Genomic DNA, 13,330 nt, shown 5'->3' with positions numbered 1-13,330 from the left:
GTCGCCCGTGGCGGTCCGCGCGACCGTCCTTCGCCTCGGGTCCCGCGGCCCCCGTGTGCGAGTGTCCCGAAATTCCGGCAGAGGTCTTGCCATGTAACACGGTCGCCATGAAAAAGTGGATCGAGATCGCACTCGGAATCGTCACTGGAATCGGCGGGTTTCTGGAAGTCGGTTCCATCGGTACCTCGGCGCAGGCCGGAAGCGAGTTCGGGTACCAGCTCACCTGGGCACTGGCACTTGGGGTCATCAGTCTCGCCTTTCTGATGGAGATGACCGGGCGGCTCGCGGCCGTGAGCAAGCGCACGTATGTCGATTTGCTCCGCGAGCACTTCGGAATGCGATTCTTTCTCGTCGCGCTCATCGCGGTGTTCGTTGTCAGCTTCATGGTACTGATGGCCGAGATCGGCGGTGTGGCAACTGCGTTGCAGATGGCAACTGGAATCGCATTTCCATGGTGGGCGATACCAGTCGCGGTGATCGGCTGGATGCTGCTGTGGCGCGGTACGTTCGGAATCGTGGAGCAGGGAACCGCGATCCTTGGGCTGCTCGCAATCTCGTTCGCCGTCGGTGCGATCAAGGCGCATCCGGACTGGGGCGCGCTCGGCCACGCGTTCATTCCATCCGGCCCGACTGAAAATCCCGCACGCTACTGGTATCTCGCCGTGAGCATACTCGGTGCTTCGATCAGTCCTTATCTCTATCTGTTCTATTCTGCCGGCGCAGTGGAGGACGGTTGGACCCCGGACTATCTGGGCGTGAACCGGATCACGTCAGGGCTCGGGAATTTGTTTGGTGGTACGCTCGCGCTTGCAGTGATCGTGACGGCGGCGCTCGTATTCGCACCCGCACACGTCCACATCGAGAAGTTCGAGCAACTCGGCTCGCTGTTCGTATCACCGCTCGGCCGTGCTGGTTTCTGGCTGTTCGTCGCAACGTTGTGCATCACCTGCTTCGGTGCAACGCTCGAGATCGCGCTATCGATCGCATATCTCATCGCGCAGGGATTCGGATGGGAATGGAGCGAGAATCTGCGGCCCGCTCGCGACTCGCGCTTCAGCACCGTTTACACGGTTGCGATACTCGTCGCGGCAATACCGGCGACGCTCGGCATCAGTGCTCTCTCGCTCACCAACATGTCGATGGTGCTGTCCGCAGCGAGTCTTCCGTTCACGGTGATCCCGCTCATCGCCCTGATGAACGACGGCAAGGTCATGGGCCGTCACTGTAACGGCTGGATCAGCAACATCGCCCTGATCTCCATCTCCGTGCTTTCGATAGTGCTGTTCTTCGTTTCCCTGCCGCTGCAGCTAAAGGGAGGCGGCTGACATGGAAGCGATGGATGGAGTACAGCTGGTCCACGACGTGTTGGACGCGTGCCTGTGCGATCGCAATGGCCGCAGGATAGGACGCGTCGACGCGCTTGCTCTGACGCTGACGGAAGGCAAGCCGCTGCGCGTCTCGACGATACTCATTGGCGGCGCAGTGCGCGCCGAGCGCGTCGGGACGTGGATGGTCAGGCTGCGCGGTGCGATATCAGCGATGTTGCATCGTGACCGCGACTTCGGCGTGAGCCGCGTGCCATTCTCCGCGGTTCGTGGGATAGGCGGTACGATCGAGCTGGATGTGGACGGCGCAACACTTCCGTCCACTCGGCTGGAGCGCTGGCTCGGCGATCATATCATCGGTCACATTCCCGGATCGCAGGGAGAGAAGAAGTAATGTCTCGCGAATTGCTCCTCGGTCATCTGATCGGTCGCCTGGTGCGCGACGTGGATGGACTCAAGGTTGGAAGGATCGAGGAGCTGCTTGCAAGGATCGAGCTGCACGAGCATGGCAACGACTATGTAGTCGTCGAGTTTCACGTCGGTGCGTACGGACTCATGGAAGCACTGACGGGTGGTGTATTCGCGCAGAAGCTTGTTCAGAGGATTGGATCCGTCGTCGGGTATCGTCGGTTCCGGATTCCGTGGGAGTGGATGGATCTTTCCGATCCCTTGCACCCGCGGCTCAATCACACACGCGCCGAGCTGGAAGCGCGTGCGGAGCCCTGACCGTAATTCACTCGCGCGAGCTGCTGCGCACACTCGCGACGTACCGGTCATATACAGCGGCGCTGTCTCGCATTCCCGCCTGCCGGAACGCCATGGCCATGAGCATGTCGAGCTCGCTGCGTGGTTCGTAACGGCCCATCGCGTCGAGCGGCCCCTGGTATCCCTGGCGCAGCGTGGCGATCGCATCACGAGGCTTGTTCTGCGCCATTTCCGCGCGGGCCTGCCACGCGACTGTCTCGGTCCATCCAGCGACACCCCATCGTGCGGCCTGGAACTCTCCCTCCGCTTCCGCGTATCGCTTTCCCTGCATGGCGATGAGGCCAAGGACGTGATGATACAGTTGCCTGTCGCGATCCAGATAGCTCAGTGCGCCCGTGACGCGCATCGAGTCGGCAATTGCATGCAGGCGCACGGTATCGCCTGATCCGGCGATCGCGTTTGCTTCCAGCGCGCGCGTCCAGCTGAAGGCACGAGCGGCATCGCCGCGCGGGCGTTGCGGTGCGGATTCGACCGGTGGCGCAAGTCGCGGTGCAATACGCGTATCGAACAATCGCGCTGCGGCCGCGTATGCGCCCAGCCGGCCGAGTCCGTCCATTTCCTCCAGCAGAAATGCGTCGTCATTCGGGTGTGTGGCAAGGTACGCTTCGATGAGCTTGTTGGACCTGCCCCATTCGCCACGCTCGCGCAGCGCCAGCACCCTGACGTCGCTGATGTCGTTCTGGATCTGCTTGCTCGTGGACTGGATTTGCGCCAGGACCGAGTCCGCCGCAGCGATTCTGCGTTCGGCGACGAGCGCGCGTGCAGCGCGAACCTGATATGACGGATCGTTGCCACTGAGCATCACTGCGCGACGGGTGGCGCCGACGCTTGCGTCGTAACGGCCGGCGTAATGGAGGACGTCTCCCATGACGGCCCACGCAACCGGCAGGTCCGGCTGCAGCTGCACCCAGCGACGCGCGGTTTGCTCGGCGGCGCCGAGATTCCCGCGCAACAGCTCGATCTGTACGAGCGTGGCGTACGCACTGCACGGTACGCATGGCCCGTCGCCAGCTTCGTTGGCAAGAGAGTCGAGCGCGAGCTCCTGCTGCGCCGTCGATTGCGCCCGAGACCAGTCGCCCTGATTGGTGTAGATAGATGCGAGCGCTGCATACGCCCGCGGATCATGCGGATAGCGCGCCACGAGTTCCACTGCCAACTGTGCGGCACGACTGTTCTCGCCATTGTGAATTGCGGAATCGATCGCGTCACGCATGATGTTCCACGGAGTGAGTCGCGCATGTGTCATCGCGCGGTTCAGGCGGCCGAGCGTCTCGGTGTCGCCCTCGGCGGCAGCGATGCGCGATCTGGCGGACAGTGCACTTGCGAAACCCGAATCGATCGCGATCGATGCATCCAGCTCCCGTCTGCTATCCGCGAAGCGTCCTTCGCTCTCCGCATGCAGTGAGCGTACGAAGTGTTGATATGCAGCGACGTTATTGGCCTCCACATCCGCGAAACGCGGCTTGTTTCCGTTGATGCCCGCGAGATCGAGCACCCGTCCGGCAGCCCAGCCGGCGACCGTCATGGGATCTGCTCCGGTCACGGTGAAGCGGCTGTCAGAGCGGCCACTCGCAACGTCGTGTGTACTGATGTCCAGCACGTACGTCCCGTTGCCGTGTGTGAATTCCCCCCGTACGATCGTCGACGCGCCGAGCCGTCGTCCGAGATCCAGCGCCTGTGCCGTAGTCAGTCCGCCGCGCAGAGGGAGCCGTGCGCGTGCGCGGGTCGTGCGTACGCGCGCCGGACCGATCATCTCGACCGCGGAGGTGCTCGACAGGTCGGCGGTGATCATCTGCGGCAAGCCATCTTCGAGCCATGCGGAGGCCGTGTCGCCCTGTACGTTAACGATGTCGGTCACCGCGATCAGTGGTCGCGTGGTAACGACGGGATTGTATCGCAGCAACGCGTACGCAGCGATGGTTACGATCGTCGCGAGCCACGCGACGGCGATCAGGACGCGTCTGGTAAGAGGAAAGCCATTGGGATCGGTGTGTTTCTCCCGATGGGCACCGGCAGCGGGAAACGGCAGGCTGTGCTGTTCCGTCGCTGGCGGGAGTTGCGGAGCTGGCGGCGCAGTGGCGCGCGGGGCAGTGCCGGCCGTATTGCTGCTCGCTCCCGTCGACGAGTCTTTCGGGGCATCTTTCGCGCGAAACACGGCGCGCTCGATGGCGGCGCGCTGCGTGTCGACCCAGCTGTCGAAGCGCGCCGATCCCGGGACGTAAATGCCATCCAGGAAGGGTCCTTCGTACAGATCCATGACGCGCGCGTGATCGTTGGATCGCGCAGCGGAAAGCAGCGCCACCGCATCGACCTCGACCGCGTCGGGTGCGAGCGTGACATCGGCGCGGTGCGTTGCGATCGAGTCGCTGCCAAGCATGCTGCGTAGAAACGACAGCGAGTTGCTCAGCGAATGCCGTCGCGACCGCTCGTCCTTGTCGTCGGCCCAGAACATCGCCATCAACTCTTCGCGGCTCACGGCGCTGGGAGAGAGCGCGAGTACGGCCAGGAGCGCCAGCTTACGCTTGTGTCCAAGCAGGGGCAACTCTTCGCCGGAAGGCTGGAGAAGAGCAAGGCGTCCTAGTGTAACCAGCCGCACGGGGCCGCCGTGCGGAAGTGTGGCTTGAGTCGGGGTGGTATTCGGCTCCACGTCCATGCGTCAGAGCTTCCTGATTGATGTCTCCACGTCTTCCGGCTACATCTGACCCAAGGTGCGTGGCTCTAAGGTAGGGGCGGGCGGCGATTCACGCACGCATGATTGTTGTCCGGCAACGATAAACTGTTGTTTGCAAGAATCTTTCCACCTCGGTCCCTTCGCCCGGCTCAGCTCTCCGCCAGGTAGTCGGCACGGGCGGTCCGATCCGCACCGCTCGCAACGCCCAGTGCGTTGAAGAGAACACTGAGTACGACTGTGATGATCACGTTCGCGACGAACGCGTAGAACGCCGTGTAGCCGGGCACCAGCGATCCGCCGATGTGCAGCGGGAAGATCGCGGTAAAGTGTTGCGACGCGGCCATCATCGTTCCGCTGACCATGCCGACCGCCCATCCGGCGAGCAGGGCCCAGCGGTGGAACCAGCGTGTGTACAGTCCGAACACGATCGCGGGAAAGGTCTGCAGTATCCAGACGCCGCCGAGCAGTTGAAAGTTGATCGCTTCCTGTCTGGCGTTCTCCAGCAGCAGAATGAATGCAAGCGCGCCGAATTTGACGACCAGCGACGCGGCCTTTGCCATGCGCGCTTCCTGGCGCGGCGTTGCATCGGGCCGGAAGTATTCACGATAGATGTTGCGCGTGAACAGATTCGCGGTAGCGATGGACATGATCGCTGCCGGAACGAGCGCGCCGATCGCGATTGCCGAAAATGCTACACCAGCGAACCAGGGCGGGAACATCGCATTGAAGAGCGCCGGCACCGCGTACTGCGCGCCGTAGGTTGCATCCGGCTTGATGCCCGCTGCCAGTGCCATGAAGCCGAGTAGCGCGATGAGTCCGAGAAGGAAGCTGTAGATGGGAAGAAACGCGGCATTGCGCTTGATCACCTTGCGGCTGTCACTGCTGAGCACACCTGTGATGGAATGCGGATACAGGAACAACGCGAGCGCGGAACCAAATGCGAGCGTGGCGTACGAGCCGTACTGCGAGGGTGACAGGATCAGCTTCTCTCTGGGTACCGCGGCAAATATGTGGCCGTAACCGCCGAGCTTTGCGGGGATCATTATCACGGCCGCGATCACGACGATGAAGATGAGCGCATCCTTCACAAGTGCGATCATCGCCGGCGCGCGCAGGCCGCTCGAATATGTGTACGCTGCCAGGATCACGAACGCGATGATGAGGGGCAGATCGCCCATGAAGCCAGTTCCGCCGATTCCGACCGCGCCGAGCACGACCTGAATGCCGACCAGCTGCAGCGCGATATACGGCATGGTGGCGAGAATCCCCGACGTCGCTACCGCGAGCGCGAGCGTACTGCTGTCATATCGCCCGCGAACGAAATCCGCCGGTGTAACGTAGCCGTGCGTGCGACACACGGACCACAGTCTCGGCATCACGAGAAAGACGAGCGGATACACGATGATGGTGTACGGCACCGCGAAGAACCCGATCGCACCAGCGCTGAATACCAGCGCCGGGACCGCGATGAATGTGTAGGCCGTATAGAGGTCGCCGCCGAGCAGGAACCACGTTACGACGGTTCCGAACCGTCCGCCCGCGAGCCCCCACTCGTGCAGGAGATCCATGTCTCCGCTGCGCCAGCGTGCGGAGAAGAAGCCAAGTCCGGTAACCAGTACGAACAGCGCAATCATCACCGCGAGTGCAGGTACGTTCACGCATACACTCGTTGATCGCGCGACGCTGAGTGAAAGACGGCTGGCAAATCCTTCATCGCTCACCGCCATTGCTGCGTGACATGTCGGTGCGATCTTCAGCGAGATAGACGACTATGGTGATTGCTGCGCCGATGCCGATCCAGAGAAACTGATACCAGTAGAAGAACGGGATTCCCCATAGCTCTGGCGTCACGGATGCGTATGTCGAGACCCAGAGAGTGCCGACGTAGGGGATGATGAGCAACAGTGGCATCGCGCGCCGCCAGCCGCGCCTCCGGCTCGCGTTCAAGCGTTCTCCGTCATTCATGCCGGCCTCCGTTTCGGGGGGGGAACAGCGGTAAACATAGGCCGTCGTGGCTGGCCGGCAAGCGCGCCGGCTGCGTCTAGAGTCGCGCGATCACATCCGCGAGAATCTCGTACGAACGCACTCTTGCCGCGTGATCGTAGATCATGGACGCAACGATGATCTCCTCGACGCCGGTCATCTCGATGAATTCTGCCAGTACACTTGCGACAGTTTCGCGCGATCCCACAAAGGACATCGCCAGCCTGGCCGACGCCTGCGCCCTCTCGATCGGACTCCAGTAGCGCTCGATGTCGTCTATCGGAGGGGGCAGCCGGCCGGGCGTGCCGCGCAACAGATTGGTGAATTGCTGCTGCGCCGAGGTGAAGATCCTGCGCGCTTCAGCGTCCGTATCCGCGGCGAAGACGTTGATCCCTGCCATCGCATACGGCCGCTCGAGTTGCGCCGATGGCTTGAATGCGGTGCGATAGACGTCGAGCGCGTCCATCAAGGCATCGGGCATGAAGTGCGATGCGAACGCGTATGGAAGACCGAGTTCGGCGGCGAGCTGTGCACCGAACAGACTCGATCCCAGAATCCAGAGCGGTACGTCGAGGCCAGCGCCCGGCACGGCCTGGATGCGTTGTCCCGGCTTCACCGGCGAGAGAAATGCCTGGAGTTCCAGCACGTCCTGCGGGAAGCTGTCGGCGCTCGCTGGATCGCGTCGCAGCGCGCGCATCGTCCGCTGATCCGCGCCGGGTGCGCGGCCAAGGCCCAGGTCGATTCGTCCCGGATAGAGCGACTCGAGCGTGCCAAAGGCTTCCGCGACCATGAGCGGCGCGTGGTTCGGAAGCATGATGCCACCCGCCCCGACGCGAATCGTGCGCGTCCCACCAGCCACGTACCCGATCACGACCGCGGTCGCCGCGCTAGCGATGCCCGTCATGTTGTGGTGCTCGGCGAGCCAGAACCTGTGATAACCCAGCCGCTCCGCGTGCTGCGCCAGATCGAGCGTGTTTCTGAGCGCATCGACCGGAGTCGAGCCCGCGGGTACCGGCGCGAGGTCGAGGACGGAAAAGAGGGGCGGACTCATCTGCTATCTACTGTAACCCCGCTGCAATCCCCGGCGCTATGGCGCCACGCGGAACATCCCGGGTTACCGGGTTTCACTGATGCCGTATTATTGTCGCTTCACCGGCTGACGCCCGACAATCGGTATGCCGTTATCGCATTATCGCGCAGAACCATTCGCGCCAGTGCCTCCGCGCGGCTTCTGCTTATCTCGCCGTCGCGCATCATTCCTGTGAGTGCGATCCCCAGCGCGCGGCGCGCGGTCGTGCTGCCAACCCAGGCAACCTGCTCCCATCCCTGCTCGGTGCCGCCGTCGAATGCGTCGCTCCCGTAGAGAACCTTGTCGGGGAACTCACCCAGCCATTGCCGCAGCACTCGGGCAAGCTCCGTCGGCGACAGAATGAGATCCATCGCCGAGATATCGGTATAGACGTTCGGCTTGGCAAGCAGCGCCTGCGTCTCATTCACCAAGGGCCAGCCGCCGTGGATCACGACGAAGTTGGTGCCGCGCAGCGTCGAGTCATTGAATGCGGGCTCGAGCAGGTGCGGTGCGGCGCCTGCCGACCTGTAGTAGCTCCCGAATGTCTCGAGCGAGTGGATCTGCACCGACATGCCGAGTCGTCCTGCCTCGCGTGCTATGACGCGGAAGAGATAATCCTCGACTGCCTTGTATTCGGCGTGTGTCGGCACACCTCCGGCGGAGTAATGTGCGTACACGCGTGCGGCCTGCGCCGAGTCGGGATCGGCGAAGTCGAGAGGACGCAGATAGGCAGCCTCGAATTTGACCGCTATCGCGCCGGCTGCTCGTTGCCGCCCGAGTGTCGGCGTGACGACGCGCCGGACGTACTCCGCGAGTGTGGCCGGTGTGTGCGTCACGCCGAGATCGCGAAGATATCGGCGCAGCAGTCTGGTTTCTCGGGGATAAAGGACGCGCGTATCCGGCGTGGTTCCCTCTGCACGCGTATCGAGCGGAAGCATGAGTGCATCGACGAATGCAATCCAGCGAAAGCGTGGTGTATCGAGACCAGGCCCCATCGCAATGCGATTCGCGAACATCACGTCGACTCCCGCCTCGTCGAGCGCCCACTCCGGGAAATGCAGACCACGCTTCGCAATGTTGCCCGTCACTGCCGCATCGAGCGGTGATTTGCGCGCACTGTCCGGCGTTGCGATGGGGACTCGGTACAGGGCAAACTGAGCACGTTGCCAGATCGGATCTTCCGGGGTGAGCCGATGCGGAAATCCAAACGGCGGAATTCCATCGAGGGGAAGTGCATCGTACTCGCTGTCTGCCGGCTCACCGCTGGCTACAGGTCGCATGGGATGTGCGTGCGTGTCGATCGCACGAATCGAGGCGATGTATGCGCCGAGTGCGGAATCGACGGCTGCTTGCGCGATAACCCGGTGCGGCGTCAGCAACGCAAGAGACAATGGAAGCGACAACGCGAGCGACGATCTCATGGGCGACCCGGTCAGCAGGGAGAAAACGGGGCGAGCGAACCAAATAACAGCTTCCGTGGACAGGGAGCAAGGGAAGCATGCTTACGCGGACGCCGACGCCGATGCGGAGTGGCCCGCGGCGCGCACTTGCGTCCCGACTCCGCGGCCGATCAATTAGCATCGCACGCCAGCGCACCGGCGATTTGCGGCCCCAGCACCCCAGACCTATGTCCAGCGATCCGAGCACCTTTGCTCTAGCCCTGCCATCCACGCTTGCCACGCTCACCGGCGCGGGTGCAGCGATTCTCGGAGGTTGGGCGTCGGCGCACTTCACGGCGCGCCAGGCGCGACGCAGGGAGGCGCAGGCGCGTGACGAGCGACGTCGCGTGCTTGCCAGCCTTCTCATCGACGAGCTCACCAATATCGAGGTCGCACTGGGCTCGTTTCCCACCGCGATCACGCGCCGCCGATTCCGGCCGCTTCCCGACACACCGGTCCTCGACCGCATGCTCGCCATCGCGGACGCGTTCGATGCTCCGACAGTGATCACGCTTCTGAGTGTGCGCGAAATGGTCCGCGCGCACCGCCGCGTGTCCAAGGACTGTCACGCACTGTTCCGGCGCTACCGCCGACAGCCTGAAACCGAGGCTCGTGCGGAAGCGGAGCGCAATCTACTGGACGTGGTGGCGGGTGCGACCGAGACTGCCGCTGCGGTGCAACGTACCGCCGTCACGGCGCTGCTCGATCTGGGTGGAATCGCGATCGCAGGGGACGACGGCACGGCGACACGTCGCTACACGTCGGGCGCTGTGGAGGATACGCTCCGCTGGACCGCCGTCCACCCCGCGGCGAACGCCGAGGCGATACTTGCGGCCCGAGCATCGTTGCGCGCTGCGGAACCGCCAGACGAAGATCGCGTGGTGTAACTGGCGAGGTCTGATCGTCCACCGGATCGCGCCGCATGTGCGATGCTATTGCGTCTGGTTGTAGCCGCTATTGCGGGAAGGTTGGGAGAGCCGAGCGTCCCAGGATGGTCTGCCCTATCGCCATGATTCCCACCACGATCAACGCCAGAGCGAGCACGATTCCACCGAGTCGGATGCCAAGTTCACGTCGATCGCCGCTCGACTGCTGTCCGACGATGAATGAACCGTGTGTGACGACCGCCGCGAGCACCATCAGCATGAGGTGACCCGTCACCGCGTCGGGAAAGATGCCGCCCATGACGAGTCCGATTCCGAGCACGATCTGGAGGTCGAGCAGACCGGCGAACGAGTTGGCGAGGATTCGAGCGGGGCGTACCGAGCGACCCGTCGCGACAGTGTACGTGAGCGCGCTCAGAGCCGCGAGCGCGACAACCAGGACGAGATAACGAAGCCAGGAGTGGGCGAGGAAGAGAATGGTCATGTTAAGGTCTCTCCAACTCCTCGAAGTGTTCGAATCTGTATGCCAGTCCTGCGCCCCCCTCACCTTCGTAAGCCAGCTGTCCCATCAGCAGCGCTAATTCCTTTGCGTGTGTGAAGCTCGTCCCCATCTTCCCGCCCATCAACCCTGAACCAAGAATGCCGATCCGCATGTAATTTTCACTCTGTCGATACGAAAGACTATTCGTTGCTTGTGATTAAGGTTAGCGAGAATTCCGCATTGTTGCCGAAGAATAAGGACAGATCTTCAGACGTGATCGTTCGTCCTGCTGTAAGTGCCGATCTTCCTGCGATCGGCCGGCTGGGTGCACTGCTCGTCCGGATGCATCACGACTTTGATCCGCAACGCTTCATTGCAGCTTCGCCGCGCACCGAGTCAGGCTACGCTTCGTTCATCGGCACACAACTCGACAATCCGGAGGTTATCGTACTCGTTGCAGAGAGCGATGGTGAAGTGCAGGGCTACACGTACGCCGCGGTCGAGGGATACGACTACATGTCGCTTCGCGGACCTGCGGGCATTCTGCACGACATAGTTGTCGATCCAGCTCATCACAATCGCGGCATCGGCCGCACTCTGCTCGACGCCACTCTGACAGCACTCGGTGAGCGTCACGTACCGCGAGTAGTGCTCTCGACAGCCACGCAGAACGAGGCGGCACAGCATCTATTTACTCGTTCGGGTTTCCGGCCGACGATGATCGAGATGACTCGGGAGCTTGGCGGTGCATGATGGTCGGGCAGCCCGAATGCCACGCGATCAACGTGCTGTCATTCTCGAGATCCGATCCATGTCATTGGGCGTGCCATGGATCGGTCTGAACGAAATCGCCCCCCGATGCGTTCATCATGGAAGCGGCGAAACAGTATTTTGCTCTTGCGTTACGACGAAATGTCCGCGCCCGCCGCACCGGTCGTACGCGGCAACGCGGTGTAGACGCGCGTGATGTAGCCCAGAAACTCGTCCATGTAGTTCGCGAGGAACTCGGCAGTGGACTGGTCAGTGACCTCGCCATCGTCACTTATGAGGCCCGGCGTGAACGAGATGTACGCCTCAATGGCGTTCATCAGTGGGGAGTTGCAAAAGGCGAGGATGCTCCGGAGGTGCTGCTGGGCGACTGCTGTGCCGATCTTGCCCGGCGACGTACCGATGATCGCCGACGGCTTGCGCGCAAAGGAGTTGGTGCCCCAGGGGCGGCTCGCCCAGTCAATGGCGTTCTTGAGACCGCCGGGAATCGACCGATTGTACTCCGGCGTCACGAAGAGCACGGCGTCCACGGCGGCTATGGCCTCCTTCAATGCACGGCCGGCGGGCGGGTAATCCTTGTCATAGTCGTACGAGTAAAGTGGCAGCTCGCCGATCGGAATCTCACGCAGTTGCAGCTCCGGCGGCGCGAGGCGCTTGAGGGCAAGCGCGAGCTTCCGGTTGATCGATTCCTTCGCGAGGCTGCCGACGAAATACCCAACCGTGAATGTGGTCACGTGCAAACCTCGAGTAGGGGACGTCTTCCGTGGCTGACGACTCGCGTGGCGTTGCAAGAATGACACCGCATCCGTATCTCCTGTTCGTCACGATCGACCCCGCGTTCTATCTGGGGACGGATCGGCACGGTCACACCTGCGGGCCCATCTTTAGCATTAAGCGGAGCGTCGGCAAGCCGCCGAGTTTCCACGCGCAGGGAAAGGGTAGACAGTCGTCTCCAACGGCCAGAGGGCCATTATGACCGCCGATCATCTGACACCGCCGCAGAGCGACTCCCGGTTCGCACGCCACCATCCGACCGAATACCTGACCGCGTACGCGATTGCCGGTGCTATTGCCGTCATCGTCCTGATCGCGCTCTTCCTCTTCATCGGCCACGAGATCCCGACGCATGACGCACTGACGCGCGGTGATGCAGCCATCAACGCATGGATGGACTCGCACAACACGGAGCCTGGCGAGACGATCTTCACGTGGGTGAGCTACATCGGTGCCCCCGTGCTCGCGGTAACGGTCGCGATCAGTCTCATCGCGTTCGCACGGCGCCATGACTGGTTCCACGTGTGGGCCGTGGCGCTCGTGACCGGCGGCGGCCTTCTGCTGAGCACGATCCTCAAGTTCGTCTTCCATCGTGCGCGGCCGCTTACCGCTGCTGAGTTCATGACGCACCCGACTTACAGCTTTCCGAGCGGCCATGCAATGAACTCGATGATCGCGTACGGCTTCCTGCTGGTGCTGCTGCTCGATCAGGTACACGAGCGCGGCAGGCGCGTCGCACTCGTTCTCGGTGGCATCGCGGTCATCGGCGCGATTGGCTTCAGTCGCGTGTATCTGGGCGTGCATTTTCTTACCGACGTGCTCGGCGGCTGGCTTGCGGGCGCGGCGTGGTTGATCGTGGGGATCGGCGGTTATCGTTTTGCGCAGCGCCGCTTGGCGCACCGCCAGTCGATGTAGCAGGGACGGCGCCGTTTGGCGGCTCGGCAGAAATGCACGACGCGCTGAATATGCGCGCCATCGTGTAGTGGACAGAATGGCCGTATAACGGGCGCGCGCCCCTGATTGCGCACCATGCTTTTTGAAAGGGATCGCATCTTGCTCTATGCGACAGCGGCGTGGCGACCACTCTCTTCTTCCCTGTCAATGCGTGAGCTAGCCCTCTCGTTTCTCAGTGCAAGCAGGAAGTCTTCGATCCAGCACGCGATCTGATAGA

Annotated in this window: 13 protein-coding genes; 6 read left to right on the top strand and 7 right to left on the bottom strand. The window is 62.5% G+C overall.

What is annotated here, in order from left to right; genetic code table 11:
- The first annotated feature begins 107 nt into the window (after positions 1-107).
- Genes V4529_15660 through V4529_15650 form a run of 3 tightly spaced genes read left to right on the top strand, consistent with a single transcriptional unit; the run spans position 108 to position 2,051 of the window.
- Positions 108-1,325: a divalent metal cation transporter gene (locus V4529_15660; protein ID MES2359773.1), complete on the top strand. Its 1,218-nt coding sequence runs from the start codon at positions 108-110 to the stop codon at positions 1,323-1,325.
- 1 nt (position 1,326) lies between these two features.
- On the top strand, positions 1,327-1,719 hold the full coding sequence (locus V4529_15655; GenBank protein MES2359772.1) for a hypothetical protein: 393 nt from the start codon (positions 1,327-1,329) through the stop codon (positions 1,717-1,719).
- Positions 1,719-2,051, top strand: coding sequence for a hypothetical protein (locus V4529_15650; protein ID MES2359771.1), 333 nt, complete (start codon positions 1,719-1,721; stop codon positions 2,049-2,051). The genes V4529_15655 and V4529_15650 overlap by 1 nt, the downstream gene beginning before the upstream one ends.
- A 7-nt stretch (positions 2,052-2,058) precedes the next feature.
- Here the strand turns inward: V4529_15650 and V4529_15645 are convergent, their stop codons facing one another.
- The 5 genes from V4529_15645 to V4529_15625 form a co-directional block, all read right to left on the bottom strand.
- Positions 2,059-4,743 (bottom strand): hypothetical protein, encoded by a 2,685-nt coding sequence (locus tag V4529_15645; GenBank protein ID MES2359770.1) that lies wholly within the window; start codon positions 4,741-4,743, stop codon positions 2,059-2,061.
- A gap of 167 nt (positions 4,744-4,910) precedes the next feature.
- A complete protein-coding gene (locus V4529_15640; GenBank protein MES2359769.1) occupies positions 4,911-6,419 on the bottom strand; it encodes a sodium:solute symporter in 1,509 nt (502 codons plus the stop codon).
- Between the two features lie 52 nt (positions 6,420-6,471).
- Complete coding sequence (locus V4529_15635; GenBank protein ID MES2359768.1) at positions 6,472-6,726, bottom strand: DUF3311 domain-containing protein; 255 nt, start codon at positions 6,724-6,726, stop codon at positions 6,472-6,474.
- 76 nt (positions 6,727-6,802) lie between these two features.
- Positions 6,803-7,795 carry an LLM class flavin-dependent oxidoreductase gene (locus tag V4529_15630; GenBank protein ID MES2359767.1) on the bottom strand — a complete coding sequence of 331 codons (993 nt, stop codon included), beginning with the start codon at positions 7,793-7,795 and terminating at the stop codon, positions 6,803-6,805.
- Positions 7,796-7,893: 98 nt separating this feature from the next.
- Positions 7,894-9,234 carry an amidohydrolase gene (locus V4529_15625; GenBank protein ID MES2359766.1) on the bottom strand — a complete coding sequence of 447 codons (1,341 nt, stop codon included), beginning with the start codon at positions 9,232-9,234 and terminating at the stop codon, positions 7,894-7,896.
- A 206-nt stretch (positions 9,235-9,440) separates the two neighbouring features.
- Between V4529_15625 and V4529_15620 the strand changes: the two genes are divergently transcribed.
- On the top strand, positions 9,441-10,139 hold the full coding sequence (locus V4529_15620) for a hypothetical protein (GenBank protein ID MES2359765.1): 699 nt from the start codon (positions 9,441-9,443) through the stop codon (positions 10,137-10,139).
- Positions 10,140-10,206: 67 nt separating this feature from the next.
- On the opposite strand, the gene V4529_15615 is transcribed toward V4529_15620, so the two are convergent.
- Positions 10,207-10,620: a hypothetical protein gene (locus V4529_15615; GenBank protein MES2359764.1), complete on the bottom strand. Its 414-nt coding sequence runs from the start codon at positions 10,618-10,620 to the stop codon at positions 10,207-10,209.
- Positions 10,621-10,860: 240 nt separating this feature from the next.
- Between V4529_15615 and V4529_15610 the strand changes: the two genes are divergently transcribed.
- Positions 10,861-11,370, top strand: coding sequence for a GNAT family N-acetyltransferase (locus V4529_15610; protein MES2359763.1), 510 nt, complete (start codon positions 10,861-10,863; stop codon positions 11,368-11,370).
- Positions 11,371-11,519: 149 nt separating this feature from the next.
- Here V4529_15610 and V4529_15605 read toward each other — a convergent pair whose 3' ends face one another.
- Positions 11,520-12,119: an NADPH-dependent FMN reductase gene (locus V4529_15605; GenBank protein MES2359762.1), complete on the bottom strand. Its 600-nt coding sequence runs from the start codon at positions 12,117-12,119 to the stop codon at positions 11,520-11,522.
- A gap of 238 nt (positions 12,120-12,357) precedes the next feature.
- Between V4529_15605 and V4529_15600 the strand changes: the two genes are divergently transcribed.
- Positions 12,358-13,074: a phosphatase PAP2 family protein gene (locus V4529_15600; protein ID MES2359761.1), complete on the top strand. Its 717-nt coding sequence runs from the start codon at positions 12,358-12,360 to the stop codon at positions 13,072-13,074.
- Positions 13,075-13,330 lie beyond the last annotated feature (256 nt).

Source organism: Gemmatimonadota bacterium, from assembly GCA_040388625.1.
Classification (GTDB): Bacteria; Gemmatimonadota; Gemmatimonadetes; order Gemmatimonadales; family Gemmatimonadaceae; genus Fen-1247.
Note: the sequence above shows the minus strand (reverse complement) of the source record. Positions and strands in the feature narration are given on the sequence as shown.

Bases quoted from the DNA above. Each gene is read 5' to 3' on its own strand.
- V4529_15660 (MES2359773.1), top strand. From the start codon at position 108: ATGAAAAAGTGGATCGAGATCGCACTCGGAATCGTCACTGGAATCGGC.
- V4529_15655 (MES2359772.1), top strand. From the start codon at position 1,327: ATGGAAGCGATGGATGGAGTACAGCTGGTCCACGACGTGTTGGACGCG.
- V4529_15650 (MES2359771.1), top strand. From the start codon at position 1,719: ATGTCTCGCGAATTGCTCCTCGGTCATCTGATCGGTCGCCTGGTGCGC.
- V4529_15645 (MES2359770.1), bottom strand. From the start codon at position 4,743: ATGGACGTGGAGCCGAATACCACCCCGACTCAAGCCACACTTCCGCAC.
- V4529_15635 (MES2359768.1), bottom strand. From the start codon at position 6,726: ATGAATGACGGAGAACGCTTGAACGCGAGCCGGAGGCGCGGCTGGCGG.
- V4529_15630 (MES2359767.1), bottom strand. From the start codon at position 7,795: ATGAGTCCGCCCCTCTTTTCCGTCCTCGACCTCGCGCCGGTACCCGCG.
- V4529_15625 (MES2359766.1), bottom strand. From the start codon at position 9,234: ATGAGATCGTCGCTCGCGTTGTCGCTTCCATTGTCTCTTGCGTTGCTG.
- V4529_15620 (MES2359765.1), top strand. From the start codon at position 9,441: ATGTCCAGCGATCCGAGCACCTTTGCTCTAGCCCTGCCATCCACGCTT.
- V4529_15615 (MES2359764.1), bottom strand. From the start codon at position 10,620: ATGACCATTCTCTTCCTCGCCCACTCCTGGCTTCGTTATCTCGTCCTG.
- V4529_15600 (MES2359761.1), top strand. From the start codon at position 12,358: ATGACCGCCGATCATCTGACACCGCCGCAGAGCGACTCCCGGTTCGCA.